Origin of the sequence: Streptomyces violaceus (assembly GCF_036014075.1) — a bacterium.
In the GTDB taxonomy this organism is placed as follows: domain Bacteria; phylum Actinomycetota; class Actinomycetes; order Streptomycetales; family Streptomycetaceae; genus Streptomyces; species Streptomyces violaceus.
On the sequence record NZ_CP107911.1, the window covers coordinates 7,670,499 to 7,689,941 of the forward strand.

Genomic DNA, 19,443 nt, shown 5'->3' on the forward strand with positions numbered 1-19,443 from the left:
GGCGGAGGTACGCGGCGGACCGAGGTTCGTGGTGGACCAGGCACCCACACGCGTTAGCGTGGTGGGTCTGACAGTGAGCCGTCGTGGCTCGCGCTGGTCGTGGAGCGGTAGCGGGGAGAGGCATGCGGGTCGGAGCGGTGTCGTGAGACTGCTGCACACATCCGACTGGCACCTCGGCCGGTCGTTCCACCGGGTGAACATGCTCGCCGCCCAGGCCGAGTTCATCGGTCACCTCGTCACGACCGTGCGGGAGCGGGCCGTGGACGCTGTGGTGGTGTCGGGGGACGTCTACGACCGGGCCGTGCCGCCGCTCGCCGCGGTCGAGCTGTTCGACGACGCCCTGCACCGGCTCGCCGACCTCGGCGTGCCGACCGTGATGATCTCCGGGAACCACGACTCGGCCCGCCGTCTGGGGGTCGGCGCGGGCCTGATCGGGCGGGCCGGCATCCATCTGCGGACCGATCCGTCGGCGGCCGGAACCCCGGTGGTGCTGGCCGACGCCCACGGGGAGGTCGCCTTCTACGGGCTGCCGTATCTCGAACCGGCCCTGGTGAAGGACGAGTTCGGCGTGGAGAAGGCCGGGCACGAGGCCGTGCTCGCCGCCGCCATGGACCGCGTCCGCGCCGACCTCTCCACCCGTGCGCCCGGCACCCGCTCCGTCGTCCTCGCGCACGCCTTCGTCACCGGCGGAGAGCCCAGCGACAGCGAACGGGACATCACCGTCGGCGGCGTGGCCGCGGTGCCCGCCGGCGTGTTCGACGGCGTCGACTACGTGGCGCTCGGGCATCTCCACGGCTGCCAGACCCTCGCCGACCGTGTCCGCTATTCCGGTTCCCCGCTGCCCTACTCCTTCTCCGAGGCCGGGCACCGCAAGAGCATGTGGCTCGTCGACCTGGACGCCGACGGCTCGGTCGGCGCCGAGCGTGTCGACTGCCCCGTGCCGCGCCCCCTCGCCCGGATCCGGGGCCCGCTGGAGGACCTGCTCGCCGACCCGGAGCACGCGCGGCACGAGGAGTCGTGGGTCGAGGCGACACTCACCGACCCGGTCCGCCCGGCCTACCCGATGGCCCGGCTCGCCGAGCGCTTCCCGCACACGCTCAGCCTCGTCTTCGACCCCGACCGCACCGAGGACGACCCCGACGTGTCGTACGCCCGGCGCCTCGCCGGCCGCAGCGACCAGCAGATCGCCGAGGACTTCGTCGCCCACGTGCGCGGCGCCGGACCCGACGCCCACGAACAGGGCGTGCTGCGGGACGCGTTCGACGCGATCCGGGCCGACGAGACCGTACGGGAGGTGGCCCGGTGAGGCTGCACCGGCTGACGGTCACCGCCTTCGGCCCCTTCGGAGGCACCCAGACCGTCGACTTCGACGAGCTGTCGACCGCCGGGCTGTTCCTGCTGCACGGACCGACCGGCGCGGGCAAGACGTCCGTCCTCGACGCCGTGTGCTACGCCCTGTACGGCTCGGTGCCGGGCGCCCGGCAGGGCGGCGGGCAGGGCGTGACCTTGCGCAGCGACCACGCCGCACCCGCGACCCGCACCGAGGTCGCCCTCGAACTCACCGTCGCCGGACGCCGGTTGGAGGTCACCCGCCAGCCGCCCTGGGAACGCCCCAAGAAACGCGGGACCGGCACGACACTCGACAAGGCTCAGACCTGGCTCCGCGAGTACGACGCGAAGGCCGCGGCCTGGAAGGACCTCAGCCGCTCCCACCAGGAGATCGGCGAGGAGGTCACCCAGCTGCTCGGCATGAGCCGGGAGCAGTTCTGCCAGGTCGTGCTCCTGCCGCAGGGTGACTTCGCCCGGTTCCTGCGCGCCGACGCCGAGGCCCGGGGCAAGCTGCTCGGCCGCCTCTTCGACACCCGCCGCTTCGCCGACGTCGAGAAGCGCCTCGCCGAGCGGCGCCGTGCCACCGAGGCCCAGGTGCGCGACGGGGACGCCGCGCTGCTGGCCGACGCGCACCGTATGCAGCAGGCCGCGGGCGACGCCATGGAACTGCCGGACCTGGATCCTGGCGAACCCGGGCTGGCCGAGGCCGTGCTGGGCGCCGCCGCCGTTGCCCGCAGCACCGCCAGGGAACAGCTCACGGTCGCCGACTGCACGCTCACCGCCGCCGAGTCCGCGCAGGCCGGCGCCGGCCGCGCGCTCGACGACGTACGCGAACTCGCCCGGCTCCAGCGGCGGTTCGCCGAGGCGCGGGAACGGATGGCGCGCCTGGAGGAGGGTGCCGAGGCGTACCGGGAGGCGCAGGCGCGCATGGAGCGGGCCCGCAAGGCCGAGAAGGTCGCGCCCACCCTGGACCTGAGGGAGTCCGCCGACGCCGAACACCGGCGGGCCGCTGCCGCCGAGGCCCGCGCGCGAGCCCTGCTGCCCGAGAGTTTCGCCGACGCGGGCGCTGCGGGACTCGCGACGGCCGCACGCCGGGCCGCCGAAGAACTGGGCGGGCTGGACTCGGCTCGCCGTGCCGAGCGCAGGATGGTCGAACTCCTCGACGAACGCGCCGGTTTGGACCGCGAGGAGCGCGCCGACGCGGACGTCCTGCGGGAGGCGGAGGACTGGCTCGACGGCTGGGAGGAGACCCGTGCCGGTCTCCAGGCCCGGGTGGATTCCGCGCAGCATTCCGCCTCCCTCGCCGAACAGCTCGCCGTACGGCGCGAGCCCGCGCGGCAGCGGCTGGCGGCGGCCCGGCGGCGCGACCGGCTCACCCAGGACACCGACGAGGCCGTCCTCCGGGCCCGGGACGCACAGGAGCGGATGCTGCGGGCCAAGCAGCACTGGCTCGACCTCAAGGAAGAGCGCCTGACCGGCATCGCCGCCGAACTGGCCGTCCACCTCACCGACGGCGAGCCCTGCGCCGTCTGCGGTGCCACCGAACACCCCGCCCCCGCCCGCAAGGACGCCGGGCACGTCGACCGCGAGGCCGAGGAACAGGCCCTGGCCGCCTACCAGCGCGCCGACGAACAGCGCACCGCGGACGAACGGCTGCTGGGCGACGTACGGGAGGCGCTGGCGGCGGCCACCGCCGAGGCCGGTGATACACCCACCGAGCAACTCTCCGACGAAGTACAGGAGTTGGAGGAGCAGTACGAGCAGGCCCGCCGTGGCGCCGCCGAGCTGCACCCCGCGCGGGAACGGCTGCGCCAGGCCGGGCACGAGCAGGAACGGCGCGTCGCCGCCCGGCAGGAGGCCGCCGTGCGGACCGCCGCCCGGGTCGGGCACCGGGAGCGGCTGGACCGGGAACGGGCCGGCCTGGAGGAGGAACTGGCCCGGGCGAGGGGCACCCTGGACAGCGTCGCCGCGCGGGCCGCGCAGCTGGAGCGGCGGACCGCGCTGCTCACGGACGCCGCCGACACCGCCCGCGCCGCCGAGGACACCGCCCAGCGGCTCAAGGACGCCGACGCCCGGCTCGCCGACGCCGCCTTCCGCGCCGGCTTCGAGACCCCGCAGGCCGCGGCCGACGCCCTCCTCGACGACGCCGTCCACCGCGAGCTGCAACGGCGGCTGGACGCCTGGCAGACCGAGGAGGCCGCCGCACGGGCCGTCCTCGCCGAGGCCGACACCGCGGCCGCCGCCCGGCAGCGGCCCGCCGACCCGGAGAGCGCGGAGCGGGCCGCCTCCGCCGCGGACCGGCGGACCCGCGACGCCGCATCCGCACATGACGCCGCAGCCCGGCGCTGCGCCGAACTCGACCGGCTGTCCGCCCGGGCGACCGCCTCCGTGCGCCGACTGGCGCCGCTGCGCGAGGAGTACGACCGGGTCGCCCGCATGGCGGGCCTCACCGCCGGAACCTCGGCGGACAACGAACGCCGGATGCGCCTGGAGTCGTACGTCCTGGCGGCCCGGCTGGAACAGGTCGCCGCCGCCGCGACCGTACGGCTGCGGCGCATGTCGTCCGGCCGCTACACCCTCGTCCACTCCGACGACCGCACCGGACGCGGCCGCAGCGGACTCGGACTGCACGTCGTCGACGCGTGGACCGGCCACGAGCGGGACACGTCGACGCTGTCGGGCGGTGAGACGTTCTTCGCCTCGCTCGCCCTCGCCCTCGGCCTCGCGGACGTAGTCACGGACGAGGCGGGCGGCGTGCGGCTGGACACCCTCTTCATCGACGAGGGCTTCGGCAGCCTCGACGACCAGACCCTCGACGAGGTCCTCGACGTCCTCGACTCCCTGCGTGAACGCGACCGCAGCGTCGGCATCGTCAGCCATGTGGCCGACCTGCGACGGCGGATCCACGCACAACTGGAGGTCGTGAAGGGCCGGTCCGGGTCGGTGCTGCGACAGCGCGGCATTCAGGGGGGTTTGTGAGAAGGCCCTAACCCGCGGCACGGTGCGGCGAGTCAGCGTTGTAGGTTCTTGCCTCATGGTGCGATACGCGGAGCCGGGCACGGTGGAGTGGGTGGAGTCGGGCGGCGGACCGCTGATAGCGGTGCCCGAGACGGTTCTGCCGTTCTGGGCGGGTGCGGACGGCGAGGAGACGGCGTCCGACTACGACCGGGCCTGTGAGGTGGACGGACACGTCGGGTTGCTGCCGGTCGGCGACTGCACGGCGCTGGTGCTGGGTGACGAGCCCGCCTCGACGGCTTACCTGCCCGACCAGGGCGTGTTCGTGCGGTGGTGCGCGGGGCATTCCGAGGACGAGTTGCTGGCGAGTGTGCCGGTGGCTGTCGATACGGCGGAGTGGGAGCCGGAGGTCAGCTGGGACGTGCCGGGGGCCGTCCTTCTGTTCGACGCGGCCTGGCCGGGGGGCGAGCCTTCGGGGAGTGACCGCGTGCGGGTTGTTCTGGAGCCGGGGCGTTATTCGGTTCGGGCGGCTCGGGTGCAGCCGGGACCTGAGACGTGGCTGGGTCTGGTGCAGCTTCGGTTGTCGGCGCCGAGGTAGCCGGCGGTCGTCGGCCGTTGGCGCGTGCGGGTTGTCTGTGGCTGGTCGCGCCCACGCGGCGGAGCCGCATATCAGCACAGCCCCGCGCCCCCGAGGAACGGGCGAAAATCGTGTGCGTCGCTCGAGAAGCCCGGCCACGATGATCCGTATGCCTCGACTTCCTCACCCCAGCCCCGAAGAACTGCGCCGTGACCCCCTGCCCCTGCGCGGGCGCACCGCCCTGGTGACCGGGGCCAGTCGGCGGGGTGGGATCGGGCATGCCGTGGCCCGGCGGCTCGCCGCTTACGGGGCGAGTGTCTATCTGCATCATCATGTGCCGCACGATGCGGGCATGCCCTGGGGCGCCGACCGGCCCGAGGACGTGGTGGCGTCCGTGCGCGATGCACTCGGTGACCCCGAAGCACGGGTCGTCGCCGGGCCCGGTGATCTGGCCGACCCGGCCGTGCCCGGCGAACTGGTCGCCAGGGCCGCCCACGCGCTCGGCGGGCGGCTGGACATCCTCGTCGCCAATCACGCGCAGAGCGGATTCGACGGCTCCCTGGACGAGATCGACACGACGATGCTCGACAGGCACTGGGCGGTCGACACCCGCTCGGTCCTGCTGCTCGTCCAGGCACACGCCAGGCTGCGGCCACCGGGCCCCGGAGGCCGCGTCGTGATGATGACGTCAGGCCAGGACATCGCGAGCGGTATGCCAGGCGAGATCGCCTACGCCCTCCAGAAGGGCGCCCTCGCGTCGATCACCCGCTCCCTGTCGACCACCCTCGTCGAACAGGGGATCACGGTGAACACCGTCAACCCCGGTCCCGTGGACACGGACTACCTCACCGGCGAGGCCTACCAGGCCGTGGCGGACGGCTTCCCCGCCGGCCGGTGGGGCATGCCCGACGACCCGGCACGCCTCATCGCCTGGCTCGCGACGGACGAGGCGGGCTGGATCACCGGTGAGGTCATCAACTCCGAGGGTGGTTTCCGGCGCTGATCAGAGGGCGGACAGTTCGTCCACCAGATCGTCCAGCCCCAGCGAGCCCTGCGACAGCGCGGCCATGTGCCACGCCTTCGGGTCGAAGGCGTCGCCGTGCCTGGCGCGGGCGTTCTCGCGGCCCAGCAGCCAGGCCCGCTCGCCGAGCTTGTAGCCGATGGCCTGGCCCGGCATGGACAGATAGCGCGTCAGCTCGCTCTCCACGAAGTCCGCGGGGCGGCTGCTGTGCGATCCGAAGAACTCCTGCGCCAGCTCGGGCGTCCAGCGTTCCCCGGGGTGGAAGGGGGAGTTGTCCGGGATGGTCAGCTCCAGGTGCATGCCGATGTCGATGATGACGCGCACGGCCCGCATCATCTGCGCGTCCAGGTAGCCCAGCCGGCGCTCCGGGTCCGTCAGGAAGCCCAGTTCGTCCATCAGCCGCTCCGCGTACAGCGCCCAGCCCTCGGCGTTGGCGCTCACCATGCCGACGCTCGCCTGGTAGCGGGAGAGGTCCTGCGCCACGTGCTTCCACTGGGCCAGCTGGAGGTGGTGGCCGGGGACGCCCTCGTGGTACCAGGTCGACACCAGGTCGTAGAGGGGGAAGCGCGTCTCGCCCATGGTCGGCAGCCAGGTGCAGCCCGGCCGCGAGAAGTCGTCCGACGGCGGCGTGTAGTACGGGGCCGCGGCGCTGCCCGGAGGGGCGATGCGCGACTCCACCCGGCGCACCCGCTCGGCCAGGTCGAAGTGGGTCCCGTCGAGCGCGTCCATCGCCTCGTCCATCAGGGACTGCAGCCAGTCGCGGACCTCGTCGACGCCCTCGATGTGCGTGCCGTGCTCGTCCAGGTGCGCCAGCGCCACCCACGGCGTGGCCGCGCCGGGCAGGATCTTCTCGGCCTCGGTCTTCATCTCGCCGAGGAGGCGGTGGTACTCGGACCAGCCGTAGGCGTACGCCTCGTCCAGGTCGAGGTCCGTGCCGTTGAAGTAGCGCACCCAGCGCGCGTACCGCTCCCGGCCCACCACGTCCGGCGCGCCCTCGATACCCGGTGCGTACACGTCCCGCATCCAGTCGCGCAGCCGTACGACGGCCTCGGTGGCCGAGCGGGCGGCGGCGTCCAGCTCGGAGCGCAGGGACTCGGGGCCGGCGGCCGCGAACTGCTCGAACCAGCCGTGGCCCGCGCCGTCCGCGTCGGCCCACTCGCCGAGCTGCTCCACGAACGTGGCCGTGGCGCGGGGCCCGCCGTGCAGCTTCCGCTCCAGGCCGAGCGCCAGGGACTCCCGGTACCCCTCGAGCGCGGCCGGGACCGCGCACAGCCGCTCGGCGATCGCCGTCCAGTCCTTCTCCGTCTGCGCCGGCGTCACGGTGAACACCTGCCGCACCGCATGGGCGATGGAGCTCAGGTTGCTGACGGAACGCAGGCTCTCGTCGGCCTCGTGCACGGCGAGTTCGGCGCCCAGCCGTTCGCGCAGGAGGCGTGCGCAGCGGCGTTCGATGTCACTGTCCGCGCCGGGCAGCCGCTCGGCCTCGTCCAGCCGGGCCAGCGTCCGGCGCGCCAGCTCCGCGGACGCCTCCTGGCCCGCGGGTGAGGTGTCGGGCAGCCTGCTGGAACTCTCCTGTACGCCGAGGAACGTGCCGGTGATCGGGTCGAGGGCGATGAGCTCGTCGACGTACGTGTCGGCGACCTCACGGGGCAGCGGGCTCTTGATCTCAGACATGCGGCCATCCTCGTACGCCGGGAAGCGCACGTCATCCGGATTGAGCCGAGGGCGAAGGCGGCAGCAGCGGTCCGCACTCCCACTGCTGGAAGATCAGCCGGGTCTCCACGCGCGCCACCTCCCGCCGCGAGGTGAACTCGTCCAGCACGAGCCGCTGCAGGTCGGCCATGTCGGCGACCGCGACATGGACGAGATAGTCGTCCGGGCCGGTCAGGTGGAACACGGTCCGCGACTCCGACAGTGCCCGGATCCGCTCCACGAACGGGCCCACCAGCTCCCGCCGGTGCGGCCTGACCTGTACCGACAGCAGCGCCTCGAGGCCTCGCCCCAGCTTGGCCGGATCGAGCTCCAGCCGGTGCCCGAGGATCACGCCCGAGCGGCGCAGCCGGGTCACCCGGTCCAGACAGGTCGACGGCGCCACGCCGACCTGCGCGGCGAGATCCCGGTACGTCGCCCGGGCGTCGTTCTGCAACAGTCGCAGAAGGTGGAGATCCACCGGGTCCAGTACGACAGATTCGGCCATCGGCCGAACGTAACACGGCATTCTTCCGCGCAGAACCGGTCAGTGTTCACTCTTCCCTCCATGGAAATGGACATGGACATGAACACGGGTACCGCACCGAGGGCACTCGCCACCGAGGCCGTCCACGCCGGGCGGGACGACCTCGCCCGGCAGGGGCTGCACGCCCCGCCGATCGACCTGTCCACCACCTACCCGTCGTACGACAGCCGCGGCGAGGCGGCCCGGATCGACGCGTTCGCCGCCACCGGCACGGAGCCGGACGGCCCGCCGGTCTACGGACGGCTGGGCAATCCGACCGTCGCCCGCTTCGAGACCGCGCTGGCCCGCCTGGAGGGCACCGAGGCGGCGGTCGCGTTCGCCAGCGGCATGGCCGCGCTCAGCGCCGTCCTGCTCGTACGCGCCTCGATGGGGCTGCGGCACGTGGTGGCCGTCCGTCCCCTCTACGGATGCAGCGACCATCTGCTGACCGCCGGGCTGCTGGGCTCGGAGGTGACCTGGACCGACCCGGCCGGAGTCGCCGACGCGCTCCGCCCGGACACCGGGCTGGTCCTGGTGGAGTCCCCGGCCAACCCCACGCTCGCCGAGGTCGACGTGCGGGCCCTCGCACACGCCTGCGGCTCGGTCCCGCTGCTCGTGGACAACACCTTCGCCACCCCGGTCCTCCAGCGCCCCGCCGAGCAGGGGGCGCGGCTGGTGCTGCACAGCGCCACCAAGTACCTCGGCGGACACGGCGACGTGCTGGCAGGCGTGATCGCCTGCGACGAGGAGTCCGCCGGCAGGCTGCGCCAGGTGCGGTTCGCCACGGGCGGTGTGCTGCACCCGCTGGCCGGCTACCTGCTGCTGCGCGGACTGTCCACCCTCCCCGTACGGGTCCGGGCCGCCTCCGCCAACGCCGCGGAACTCGCCCGCCGCCTGGCCGCCGACCCGCGAGTGACCCGCGTGCACTACCCGCGCATCGGCGGCGCGATGGTCTCCTTCGAGGTGCACGGCGACCCGCACGAGGTCATCGCCGGCGTCCGCCTGATCACCCCCGCCGTCAGCCTCGGCAGCGTCGACACCCTCATCCAGCACCCGGCGTCCATCAGCCACCGCATCGTGGACGCGGACGACCGACGCGACGCCGGGGTGAGCGACCGGCTGTTGAGGATGTCGGTGGGGTTGGAGGACGTGGAGGACCTGTGGTCAGATCTCGACCAAGCGCTGGGACGCCCCTTCAGGGGCGCGCGGAACTGCGCGGCCAGCCACAACGGACTCGCGGCCGCCCACGGATGTTGAACCCCTACGGCGCCGAAGCACTCCCCAACTCACCCGCAGCCGACGCAACCGGCTCACCCAGTCGCGCCGTGATGACCAGCGTCCCCTCCTCGACCTGATAGTCGAGCGGAAGCCCAAGCCCCCGCATCGCCGCGACCATGCCCGTGTTGGAAGCCTGCGTCACGGCGTACACGCTGGCGCACCCAGCGTCGACCGCCATCGCCACCAGCCTGCGCAGCAACTCGGCGCCCACACCCCGCCGCTGCCAGGCATCCTCGACGATCAGCGCGACCTCCGTCTCGTCCCCGTCCCACAGCAGATGCCCGAGCCCGACGACGCGCCCCGACGCGGTCTGCACGGCGAGCGTACGGCCGAAGCGGGGGCTGAGCAGGTGGTTCAGATACCGGTCCGCATCGCCGACCGGACCGTGGTAGCGAAGCCTCAGCGTGCGGTCCGAGCACCGCTCGTGCATGGCCCGGGCCGGCTCCAGATCACGGGTGTCGGCCCGGCGCACGGTGATGTCGGCGCCCTCGGCGAGGGTGAGCACGTCCCGGCCGTGCGGGACGCGAGGGCCCAGCCGGGCGTCCAGCTCCACCAAGGCCCTGGCCCGGGCGAACTCGGTCGGGGTGAACGGCAGATACGGCCGCTCCACGGTGATCACTCCGCCTTCCGGGGCTCGCAGGCGCAGCACGGTGTCGTCGAGGGCTCCCTCCACCGGCACGCCGCCGGGCGCCCGGTCGCCGCCGGCCGGTGCGGGCTGGGAGCGGATCGTGCAGCGGCCCAGCAACTGGCGCAGGGCCAGCGGCAGTTCCGCGGCGTCCAGGGCGGTGCGGGCGGCGAGTCCCAGGACCCGGGTCGGCGCGTCCACCAGGTCGTGGGCGTCCGCCCGCTCGATCCAGGTGTCGGTGCCGCCGGCCGTCCGGACAGCCGTGGCGATGCCGGACGCCGGCAGCTCACCCGGGGCCCGCAGCAGGAACTCGTCCACCGTGCCCTCGGCCAGCGGATGCGTCTGCAGGCTCAGGATGTCGACGCGCTGCCCGGCGAGGGCCGTGCACAGCGCCGCCAGCGACCCCGGCTCGTCCTGCACCGTGGTCCGCATCCGCCACAGCGTGCTCGCCCCCGGCACCGGCTCCGGTGCCGGGGACCCCGTATGGTCCGTCGGCGGCGCGTTTTCGTGGCGTCGTGTCCGCCAGGCCCGGAACGCCGTGGTGAACCGCCGCATCGTGGTGGCGGGGCGGCAGTTGTTCTTCAGGTGCGTCGCTTCAGTCGTTTTTCGCGTCATGCACCCACTGTGACGGAATGGTGTTGCGTGATCGCGAACTCTTTGTGACTGGCGGGTAAAGGGGGCAGTCTGCCCCCTTTGTCGACGCTTCAAACGTTGCGCTCCGTACTTACCGGACCCACTGAACCTACTGGCCGACCCGGCCCGGCTGGAGCACCTGCGTGAACAGCACGGTGCCGTCCTGCTCACGCAGACGGACCGTCAGCTCGCCGCTGCCGCCGTCGATGTCGACCTCGCCGAAGAACTGGTAGCCGTCGGCGGGCGAGACGTTGGCGGTCGTCGGCGCCTTGAGGAACACGCGGTCCGGGCCGAAGGTGCCGTCGAGCGTGTTCGCCGGGAAGGCACCGGCGTTGAGCGGGCCCGACACGAACTCCCAGAACGGCTCGAAGTCGGTGAAGGCCGCCTTCGACGGCTGGTAGTGCTGCGCCGAGGTATAGTGCACGTCGGCCGTCAGCCACACCGTGCCCGTGATCCGCCGGTGCTTGACGAACCGCAGCAGTTCGGCGATCTGCAGTTCGCGGCCCAGCGGTTGGCCGGGGTCGCCCTGGGCGACGGCCTCGATGTTCGGCTTGCCGTCGCCGGTGTCCGGGACGACCAGACCGATCGGCATGTCGGAGGCGATCACCTTCCACACCGCCCGGGAGCGGGACAGTTCGCGCTTGAGCCACTCCAGCTGCTCGCGGCCCAGGATGCCCTGCGGGTCGGTGGGCTGGTCGTCCGTCGAGTTGGCGTTGCGGTAGGTGCGCATGTCCAGGACGAAGACGTCCAGCAGCGGGCCGTGGTGCTGCACGCGGTGGACCCGGCCGCCGGGGCGGCGCAGTGTCGAGATCGGGAAGTACTCCGAGAAGGCCTGGCGGGCGCGGGAGGCGAGCACGTCCACGTTCTTCTCGGTGTACCGGGTGTCGCCCAGGATCTCGCCCGGGTACCAGTTGTTGGTGACCTCGTGGTCGTCCCACTGGATGATGGACGGGACCCGGGCGTTGAAGGCGCGCAGGTTCTCGTCCAGGAGGTTGTAGCGGAAGTTGCCGCGGAACTCCGCCAGGGTCTCGGCGACCTTCGCCTTCTCCTGAGTGGTGATGTTCCGCCAGGTCCGCCCGCCGGGCAGGGCCACGGTCTCGGTGAGCGGGCCGTCGGCGTAGATGTTGTCGCCGCTGCAGAGGAAGAAGTCCGGGTCCAGGGCGCCCATCGCCTCGTAGATCCGGTAGCCGCCCAGGTCCGGGTTGATGCCCCAGCCCTGCCCGGCCAGGTCGCCGGACCAGACGAACCGCACCCCGTCGCGGCGTTTGGCCGACGCGGTGCGGAAGCTGCCGGTGACCGGCTCGCCGGTGCGGCGCGGGTCGTCCGGGTCGGCGAGCAGCACGCGGTAGTGGATCTGCTCGCCGGACGGCAGTCCGCGCAGCGGGGTCGTGCCGGTGAAGTCCGTGCCCGGGCCCAGCAGCGGGCCGTGCCATCTGCGCGGGTTGCGGAACGACTCGGTCGCCGATGTCTCGACGATCATCCGGGCGGGCCGGTCGGACCGCACCCACACCAGCCCGGAGTCGCAGGTCACGTCTCCCGCCTGCACACCCCACCCCGCCTTCGGCCGCCCGGACCGGGCGAAGGCCGGCGCCGCTCCGAGCGCGGTGGGCAGGGACAGGGCCGCCGACGCGGCGAGGGAGCCCCGCAGGACGCTGCGGCGCCCGGGGAACGGACGGTGGGACATGGATACGCCTCCAGGGACGGGATCCGGCCAGTGTGCAGAGCCACAACTACTGGCACGCCGCAGCGCACACACGAACCCCAAGTGAACAACTGACCGCAGGGGTGGGGGAACCGGCACGCGCGGGCCGGCCCGCCGGAGTCACCCGGTGGCCGCCTGTGCCATCAGGCGTACGCCCTCGGCGATCCGGGCGGGCGGCACATGCGCGTAGCCCAGGGCGAGCCGCACCTGCTTCGTCTCGGCGCTCTCGGTCCGCGGGTGGGTGCAGGACGACAGCGGGCGTACGGCCACCCCGGCCTCCGCCACGCGGGCGAGGAACCGCTCCTCGGGGCCGTACCGCTCCGGCAGCGTGGCGATCACATGCAGGCCCGCGGCGATCCCGGACACCTCCGAGCCGGGGAAGTGCTCGTCCAGGGCGGCGACCAGCGCGTCACGCCGCTCGCGGTAGGCGCGCTGGCAGCGGCGCAGCTGGCGGTCGTAGTCGCCGCGTTCCAGGAAACGGGCGAACAGGGCCTGGTCGAGGGCCGGGTGTCCGAGGTCCATCGTGCGTTTGCGTTCGACGATCTCCTCCGCCCAGGACTCGGGCACCAGCAGCCAGCCCAGCCGCAGCCCCGGGGCGAGGGACTTGCTGACGGAGCCCGTGTAGGCGACATGGTCCGGGTCGAGGCCCTGGAGCGCGCCGACGGGGGCGCGGTCGTAGCGGAAGTCGCCGTCGTAGTCGTCCTCCAGGACGATGCCGTCCACGTCCCGCGCCCAGTCCAGCAGCGCGCACGGCGGTCTGCCGAGTAGGCGATGCCGGTGGGGAACTGGTGGGCCGGAGTCGTCACCACGGCCCGTACGCCCGACGCCCGCAGCGGCTTCATGGCGATCCCCTCGCCGTCCACGGGCAGCGGGACGGCGGTGACCCCGGCCGAGGTGTACAGCGCGTCGTGCTGAGGACTGCCGGGGTCCTCCACCCCGACGGTACGCGCACCGCGCGCGTGCAGCGCGAAACCGAGCAGGGTCGTCGCCTGGGCGACCCCGGAGACCACCACGATCCGCTCCGGGTCGGCCACCACGCCCCGCCGCCGGGCGAGCAGTGCGGCCAGCGCGGTGCGCAGCCGGGGCAGCCCGCGCGGATCGGGGTACCCCAGGTCCTGGTGCGGCAGTTCCGCCAGCACATCGCGCTGCGCGGCGGCCCACGCCGAGCGCGGGAACAGCGACAGGTCCGGCGTGCCGGGCACGAAGTCCGCGCGGGCACCGGGGGAGCGCGGGGCGAGGTCGTGCGCCCGCGGCCGGGCGGCGGCCCGTGCGGCCGCGCCCACCCAGGTCCCGGCGCCCCGTCCGCTGCGCAGATAGCCCTCCGCCGTCAGCTGCTCGTACGCCTCCGTGACCAGCCCCCGCGACACCCCCAGGTCCGCAGCGAGATCCCGGCTGGACGGCAACCGGGTGCCCGGCGCGAGCCGGCCCGAGCGGACCGCTTCGCGCAGCGCCGCCTGGAGGGACCGGCCACGCGTGCGTGCCGGTGCCGCGGCGGCGGGGAGCAGCAGCTCCCAGGCGGCGGACGCGGCACCGGTGCCCGGGGCGCTCTGCGGTGGCTTCATGAAGGGAGACCTTAGAGGCTCCTCGCCGCGCGCAGGCCTCGGTACGGATCAGCGGCTGCCGTCGAGGACGACCCTGGCGACCAGTGCCGGGTCGTCGTTCATCGGGACGTGGCCGCAGCCCGGCAGCCGTACCAGCCGGGCCCCGGGGATGACGCCCTTGGCCCGTACGCCCTGGCGGGGGATGAGGAGCCGGTCCCGGCTGCCCCAGGCCACGGTGACCGGTGTGCCCACGATGTCGTCGGTGAACTGCACGGTCCTGCCGGAGCGGAGGGTCTCGGAGAAGCCCTGGGCCCGGGCCAGGGCCAGTGTCTCGGCGATCACGGCCTCGGGCGAACGGCGGCCCGGGCGGGCGTAGATGGTGCTCGTCAGCAGCGTCCGGCCGATCGCCGGGCGGGCCAGCCGTTCGACGACCGGCAGCGGCATCCGCTGGGCTATCTGCCGCATGGCCATCAGCACCGCGAAGGCATAGCGACGCTCGGCCTTGTTCCAGAACCCCGCGGGGGACAGCGCGGTGACGGAGCGGACGAGCCGCGCCCGGGCCAGGTCCAGCGCCAGCAGACCGCCCAGCGAGTTGCCCGCCACGTGCGGCCGTTCGATCCCCAGCGCCTCGCACAATGCCACGAGGACGGTGTTCATCGTCGACAGGTCGTGCGCCATGCCGTCCGGCAGTGCCGGCGACTCGCCGCATCCGGGCAGGTCCACGGCGATCACATCGCGCTCGGCCGCCAGGGCGGGTATCACCGGGTCCCACACCTGCCGGTGGTGGCCGATGCCGTGCAGCAGGAGCAACGGGTCGCCGCTGCCCCGGCGCGTGTAGGACAGGGTCACGTTCTGTTCGCCGTGCGCGGAGGCGACTTTGAAGGAGACGGTGGCGGACATGGGGTGCTCCTCGGCTGTACTCGCTGACGGACGCTGTAGACAGCTTGTCAGCAATTGCTACCGACGGGTAGCCCCGAGTCGCTGCCACCTTCACGACCCCGGACCGCTCAACGGGCCCGGCGCAGCTCCAGGTTGAAGTCCGCGTGCCCGAACTTCCGCATCAGGCCGACCCACAGCGGCAGCCACATCTCCACGGCGCGCGCCGCCCGGATGCCGCCGAGGTCGAGCACCCGCTCCCGAGGCCAGCCGAACTCCCCGAGCAGGGCCGTCACCTGTTCCTTGGCGCCCTCGTCCGCCCCGCAGACGAAGACGTGGTGCTCGCCGGGCACCCGCGCCGGATCCACCATCACCCGGCAGTTGACGGTGTTGAGCGTCTTCACCACGCGGGCGTGCGGAAAGGCCCGCTGGATCTGCTCGCCCACGCTGTCCGACTCGACGGGGGACAGCCGCAGCTCGCCCTCCTCGGACGCCAGCGGGTTGGAGACGTCCACAAGGACCTTCCCGCCGAGGTTCTCCGGACCCGCCGCCTCCAGCGCGGCGAGGGCCACCCGCCCGCCCACCGCGTTCACCACGACCTCACCGAACGCCGCCGCCTCCGCGAACGTGCCCGCGCCCGCCCCGGCACCCGCGGCGGCGGCCCACTCCAGAGCCGCCGGATTCTCCCTCGTACGCGAGCCGAGCCGCACCTCGTGCCCCAGCTCCACCAGTCGGCCCGCCGAGGGTGCGCCCGACCTCGCCCGTGCCCAGAACCGCGTACCGCATCGCCACCTCCGGAACCCTGCCGGCGATCACCGGCGTCCTGTCGGCCATTCTGTCCGGGAAGGGGCGATTCCGCCTGGACAGGGCCGCACCGGTGGGCTGGGATGGAGCCGTGACCACCGAGACCGCGACCGACGTCTTCGAAGCACACCGCCCCGTCCTGCTGGGCGTCGCCTACCGCATGCTCGGCCGCGTGGCCGACGCGGAGGACGTGGTCCAGGAGGCCTGGCTGCGCTGGTCGGGCAGCGACCGCGGCGACGTGCGCGAACCGCGCGGCTACCTCGTCCGGATCACGACCCGCCTCGCCATCGACCGGCTGCGCCAGATCAAGTCCCGCGGGGAGACCTACGTCGGCCCGTGGCTGCCCGAGCCGTACGTCACCGACTTCGGCGACACCGTGCCGGACACCGCCGAGCGTGCCGTGCTCGCCGACTCCGTCTCCCTCGCCGTCCTCGTCGTGCTGGAGTCGCTGTCACCGCTGGAGCGCGCCGTGTTCGTGCTGCGCGAGGCCTTCGGTTTCCCGTACGCCGACATCGCCGCCATGCTCGACCGCGGCGAACCGGCGGTGCGCCAACTGGCCGGACGGGCCCGCAAGCATGTCGAGGAGCGGCGGCCCCGCTACGAGGTCGACCCGGCCCAGCGCCGCGACCTCACCGAACGATTCCTCGCCGCCGCGGCGGACGGCGACCTCGAAGGACTGATGGCGCTCCTCGCCCCGGACGTCCGTCTCGTCGGCGACAGCGGCGGCAAGGCGCGGGCGCCGCTGCGGGCCCTGCAGACCGCGGACAAGGTGGGCCGCTTCCTCGTCGGTGCCGCGCAGAAGGGCGTCCCGGACTTCTCCGTGCGCTTCCTGGAGCTCAACGGCGGCCCGGCCGTGCTGGTCCTGTCCGGCGGCAAGCCCGACTCCGTCTTCCAGCTCGACGTCGCCGACGGGCGGGTCCAAGCGGTCTACATCGTCCGGAACCCCGACAAGCTCCGGTCGCTGGCCGCCGAGTAGCCGGTGTCGTCGTAGCCCCGTAGACCTCGGATGAACGGCCCGTGAACGTTCCCGGGCATTGGTCTTGACCAAGGATCAGGGCCGTCCTATGGTCGCAGAGAAGTGAAACAACCTTTAAAAAACAAGGCGCGAAAACGCCGCCGACCAGGGCGATTGCGGAGGACAGGGTGGGGACCACGCAGCTGGAATCGGTGCCGGAACCGAAATACTGGCAGCTCAAGACGGTGCTCAGTGAAGCGCTCGACTCGGAGTTCTCGGTGGGGGAGATCCTGCCCAACGAGCGTGACCTCGCGGCCCGCTTCGGCGTCGCCCGCGCCACGCTCCGCCAGGCTCTGGAGCAGCTCGAACTGGAAGGCAGGCTGCAGCGCCGCCGAGGTGTCGGCACGACCGTCGCCCCGCCCCGCATGGGCGTCTCCCTCGGCACCGGCCCGCACACCTGGCCCGGCGGCTCCGAGGATGCCTGGCAGCCCGTCGACTGCGCGGCGGCGGTGCCGTCCGCGGCCGTCGCCGACGCGCTGGAGACCGGCCGCGACGAGTCGGTGCACATCGTGCGGCGCTCCCGTGTCTCGCACGGCCGGCCGGTGGCCGCCGAGCTGCTCTACATTCCGCAGGCCTCGGTGCCCGAGCTCTCCGGCATCGACGCGCCGTCCGGAGCGGCACGCGCCCGTGCGGTGCTGCGTGAGCTGCAGCGGCTGGAGCTGGAGCGGCAGGAGAACGCGGTGGAGCTCGGCTCCGCCGGGGCGGACGATGCGAAGGAGCTGGATCGGCTTCCCGGGGCGCCCGTTCTCGTCGTGACGACGCGGTTCGTCGTCGCGGGGCGTACGGCTGCGCTTTCGGTGGCTACGTATCGTGCTGACACGTGCCGGTTGACCTTCGGCGACTCGGGTGGGGTGGAGATCCACGACGGGCCTCAGCGGCAGGCCTCCTGACCGTCGCGGTCTGCGGGTGCGTTGTGGCTGGTCGCGCAGTTCCCCGTGCCCCTGAGGGGCGATGCCTCACCGGCGTGCCGTAGTCGTGCCCTCGACGCTGAACAGTTGTTCCTCCACGTGGTCCAGGGCCAGGCGCAGGGCGCCGGTGGCCACTGCCGCGTCGCCGAGGCGGGAGAGGGTGACCTGTGGGGGGCGCAGGCAGTAGCGGGAGAGTTCTTGGCGGAGGGGGTCCAGGACGCCGTCGAGGCCCGCTGCCCAGCCGCCGATGACCACCAGTTCCGGGTCGAGGGCGAGGACGAGGGCCGCCACGTCGTGGACCAGGCGCTGGATGAAGCGGTCGACGGCCGCGCGGGCCCGCCGGTCGCCCTCGCGGGCCTGTGCGAAGACCTCGGCGACCGCCTGCTCGTCGAGCGGGTGCAGGGGTTCGTCGGTGGTGGAGAGCAGGGTCTCCGGGGTGACCTCCCGGCCCAGCAGATGCAGCGCGCCGATCTCGCCGGCCGCCCCGCCGTACCCCCGGTGCAGCCGCCCCCCGATCAGCGCACCGGCGCCCGGGCTGAGCCCAGCCAGCACGAACACCACGTCGTCCGACTCGGTGGCCGCGCCTTTCCAGTGCTCGGCGACGGCAGCCGCGTTGGCGTCGTTCTCGACCAGGACCGGGCACTTGAAGGACCGGCCCAGCCGCTCGCCCAGCCGCAGCCCCGTCCACCCCGGCAGCGCGGTGCCCAGCCGTACCGTGCCGTCCGCCTCGACGATCCCGGGCGTCGCCACGCCCACGGCCCGCAGCGAGCCGCGTGCGACACCGGCCCGCCGCAGCAGCTCGGCGACCGCCCCGCGCAGCCGCTCCAGCCGCTCGTCGGTTCCCGCGGTCTCGGCCACGTCCTTGGCCTGGGCGCCGATCACCCGGCCGTCCAGGTCGGCCAGCAGGGCCGCCACCCGGTGCGCCCCGATCTCCAGCCCCAGCAGATGCCCGGCCTCCGCCCGGAACCGGAACCGCCGCGCCGGGCGCCCCTGCCGCCGTGCGGCACCCTCCTCAGCCGCCTTCTCGACGACGAGCCCGGCCTCGATGAGCCCCTCGACGACGCCCTCGACGGTCGGCCGGGACAGCCCCGTCACCCGGGTGATCTCGGTCAGCGTCGCGCAGTCCGTGGCACGCAGCGCGTGCAGCACCACCGCGGAGTTGATCCTTCGCAGCAGCGAGGGATCCCCGCCGGTCAGCCGCCCCACCGTCCGTCCTCCCAGGTCGCGCGCGTGTTGGCCGGATCGTACTCGGCGCGGCGCGCCCCGGCGAGGGGCAGACACCGGCCCCGCTGATCAGCCCGGTGCCACGAACCCCGACTCGTACGCGGCGATCACCGCCTGGGTCCGGTCCCGCGCCCCCAACTTCGCCAGTACCGCGCTCACATGCGACTTCACGGTCTCCGTCCCGACGACCAGCCGGGCTGCGATCTCCGCGTTCGACAGACCCCGCGCCATCAGCCGCAGCACCTCGGCCTCGCGCTCGGTCAGCTGGGCCCGCTCCATCACGGCCCGCGCCGCGCGGTTCCCGCCGTCGTCGCCGTACTCGGCGGCGAGCTGCCGCACCGAGGCCGGGAACAGCAGCGACTCGCCCTCGGCGATCAGCCGCACCGCGTGCACGATCTCGGCCGGCCGGGCCCGCTTGAGCAGAAACCCGTCGGCCCCGGCCCGCAGCGCCTCGTACACGTACTCGTCGTTCTCGAAGGTCGTCACCACCAGGATCCGCGGCGGCTCGTCGACCGTCCGCAGCAGCGCCCGGGTGGCCTCGATGCCGTCCAGCAGCGGCATCCGTACGTCCATGGCGACCACGTCGGGCCGCAGCCGCCGCACGAGCGGGATCACCGCCGCCCCGTCCGCGGCCTCCCCGACGACCTCGATGTCGGGCTGTGCCTCCAGCACGGCCCGCAGACCCGCGCGTACCAGGGGTTCGTCGTCGACGAGGAGAACGGTGACCGGCATCCGGACAG

Annotated in this window: 14 protein-coding genes and 2 pseudogenes; 7 read left to right on the forward strand and 9 right to left on the reverse strand. The window is 73.3% G+C overall.

Features of this window, described 5'->3' with window-relative positions:
* The first annotated feature begins 142 nt into the window (after positions 1-142).
* The 4 genes from OG542_RS34595 (at position 143) to OG542_RS34610 (ending at position 5,864) form a co-directional block, all read left to right on the forward strand.
* Positions 143-1,306, forward strand: a complete 1,164-nt coding sequence (locus OG542_RS34595) for an exonuclease SbcCD subunit D (protein ID WP_328416013.1) — start codon at positions 143-145, stop codon at positions 1,304-1,306.
* A complete protein-coding gene (locus tag OG542_RS34600) occupies positions 1,303-4,308 on the forward strand; it encodes an SMC family ATPase (protein WP_328416015.1) in 3,006 nt (1,001 codons plus the stop codon). Before OG542_RS34595 ends, OG542_RS34600 begins: the two co-directional genes overlap by 4 nt.
* A gap of 55 nt (positions 4,309-4,363) precedes the next feature.
* On the forward strand, positions 4,364-4,882 hold the full coding sequence (locus OG542_RS34605; RefSeq protein ID WP_311130166.1) for an immunity 21 family protein: 519 nt from the start codon (positions 4,364-4,366) through the stop codon (positions 4,880-4,882).
* Positions 4,883-5,030: 148 nt separating this feature from the next.
* Complete coding sequence (locus tag OG542_RS34610) at positions 5,031-5,864, forward strand: SDR family oxidoreductase (RefSeq protein ID WP_328416018.1); 834 nt, start codon at positions 5,031-5,033, stop codon at positions 5,862-5,864.
* Here the strand turns inward: OG542_RS34610 and OG542_RS34615 are convergent, their stop codons facing one another.
* Together OG542_RS34615 and OG542_RS34620 are read right to left on the reverse strand one after the other, a co-directional pair.
* On the reverse strand, positions 5,865-7,556 hold the full coding sequence (locus tag OG542_RS34615; protein ID WP_328416020.1) for a DUF885 domain-containing protein: 1,692 nt from the start codon (positions 7,554-7,556) through the stop codon (positions 5,865-5,867).
* Between the two features lie 31 nt (positions 7,557-7,587).
* Complete coding sequence (locus tag OG542_RS34620) at positions 7,588-8,079, reverse strand: Lrp/AsnC family transcriptional regulator (protein WP_184599557.1); 492 nt, start codon at positions 8,077-8,079, stop codon at positions 7,588-7,590.
* Between the two features lie 66 nt (positions 8,080-8,145).
* Between OG542_RS34620 and OG542_RS34625 the strand changes: the two genes are divergently transcribed.
* Positions 8,146-9,354 carry a trans-sulfuration enzyme family protein gene (locus OG542_RS34625; protein WP_328418226.1) on the forward strand — a complete coding sequence of 403 codons (1,209 nt, stop codon included), beginning with the start codon at positions 8,146-8,148 and terminating at the stop codon, positions 9,352-9,354.
* A 4-nt stretch (positions 9,355-9,358) separates the two neighbouring features.
* Here the strand turns inward: OG542_RS34625 and OG542_RS34630 are convergent, their stop codons facing one another.
* The 5 genes and pseudogenes from OG542_RS34630 to OG542_RS34650 form a co-directional block, all read right to left on the reverse strand.
* Positions 9,359-10,555 (reverse strand): GNAT family N-acetyltransferase, encoded by a 1,197-nt coding sequence (locus tag OG542_RS34630; RefSeq protein WP_328418227.1) that lies wholly within the window; start codon positions 10,553-10,555, stop codon positions 9,359-9,361.
* Positions 10,556-10,742: 187 nt separating this feature from the next.
* Complete coding sequence (locus OG542_RS34635) at positions 10,743-12,317, reverse strand: alkaline phosphatase D family protein (protein WP_328416022.1); 1,575 nt, start codon at positions 12,315-12,317, stop codon at positions 10,743-10,745.
* Positions 12,318-12,455: 138 nt separating this feature from the next.
* Positions 12,456-13,897: pseudogene (gene pdxR, locus OG542_RS34640) on the reverse strand (MocR-like pyridoxine biosynthesis transcription factor PdxR).
* A 48-nt stretch (positions 13,898-13,945) separates the two neighbouring features.
* Complete coding sequence (locus OG542_RS34645; RefSeq protein ID WP_311130161.1) at positions 13,946-14,776, reverse strand: alpha/beta fold hydrolase; 831 nt, start codon at positions 14,774-14,776, stop codon at positions 13,946-13,948.
* A gap of 107 nt (positions 14,777-14,883) precedes the next feature.
* Positions 14,884-15,538 (reverse strand): annotated as a pseudogene (locus OG542_RS34650) (NADPH-dependent F420 reductase).
* A 109-nt stretch (positions 15,539-15,647) separates the two neighbouring features.
* Between OG542_RS34650 and OG542_RS34655 the strand changes: the two are divergent.
* Together OG542_RS34655 and OG542_RS34660 are read left to right on the forward strand one after the other, a co-directional pair.
* Entirely contained in the window at positions 15,648-16,532 is an 885-nt protein-coding gene (locus OG542_RS34655) for an RNA polymerase sigma-70 factor (protein WP_311130160.1), read from the forward strand.
* A 167-nt stretch (positions 16,533-16,699) separates the two neighbouring features.
* Complete coding sequence (locus OG542_RS34660) at positions 16,700-17,461, forward strand: GntR family transcriptional regulator (protein WP_311130159.1); 762 nt, start codon at positions 16,700-16,702, stop codon at positions 17,459-17,461.
* Positions 17,462-17,527: 66 nt separating this feature from the next.
* Here OG542_RS34660 and OG542_RS34665 read toward each other — a convergent pair whose 3' ends face one another.
* On the reverse strand, positions 17,528-18,685 hold the full coding sequence (locus tag OG542_RS34665) for an ROK family transcriptional regulator (protein WP_311130158.1): 1,158 nt from the start codon (positions 18,683-18,685) through the stop codon (positions 17,528-17,530).
* A gap of 87 nt (positions 18,686-18,772) precedes the next feature.
* Positions 18,773-19,435, reverse strand: coding sequence for a response regulator (locus OG542_RS34670; protein ID WP_189724460.1), 663 nt, complete (start codon positions 19,433-19,435; stop codon positions 18,773-18,775).
* Between the last annotated feature and the right edge of the window lie 8 nt (positions 19,436-19,443).

Excerpts from the sequence above, each read along its gene's own strand:
- OG542_RS34605 (WP_311130166.1), top strand. The coding sequence starts at position 4,364 with ATGGTGCGATACGCGGAGCCGGGCACGGTGGAGTGGGTGGAGTCGGGC.
- OG542_RS34610 (WP_328416018.1), top strand. The coding sequence starts at position 5,031 with ATGCCTCGACTTCCTCACCCCAGCCCCGAAGAACTGCGCCGTGACCCC.
- OG542_RS34615 (WP_328416020.1), bottom strand. The coding sequence starts at position 7,556 with ATGTCTGAGATCAAGAGCCCGCTGCCCCGTGAGGTCGCCGACACGTAC.
- OG542_RS34620 (WP_184599557.1), bottom strand. The coding sequence starts at position 8,079 with ATGGCCGAATCTGTCGTACTGGACCCGGTGGATCTCCACCTTCTGCGA.
- OG542_RS34625 (WP_328418226.1), top strand. The coding sequence starts at position 8,146 with ATGGACATGGACATGAACACGGGTACCGCACCGAGGGCACTCGCCACC.
- OG542_RS34630 (WP_328418227.1), bottom strand. The coding sequence starts at position 10,555 with ATGCGGCGGTTCACCACGGCGTTCCGGGCCTGGCGGACACGACGCCAC.
- OG542_RS34635 (WP_328416022.1), bottom strand. The coding sequence starts at position 12,317 with ATGTCCCACCGTCCGTTCCCCGGGCGCCGCAGCGTCCTGCGGGGCTCC.
- OG542_RS34645 (WP_311130161.1), bottom strand. The coding sequence starts at position 14,776 with ATGTCCGCCACCGTCTCCTTCAAAGTCGCCTCCGCGCACGGCGAACAG.
- OG542_RS34670 (WP_189724460.1), bottom strand. The coding sequence starts at position 19,435 with ATGCCGGTCACCGTTCTCCTCGTCGACGACGAACCCCTGGTACGCGCG.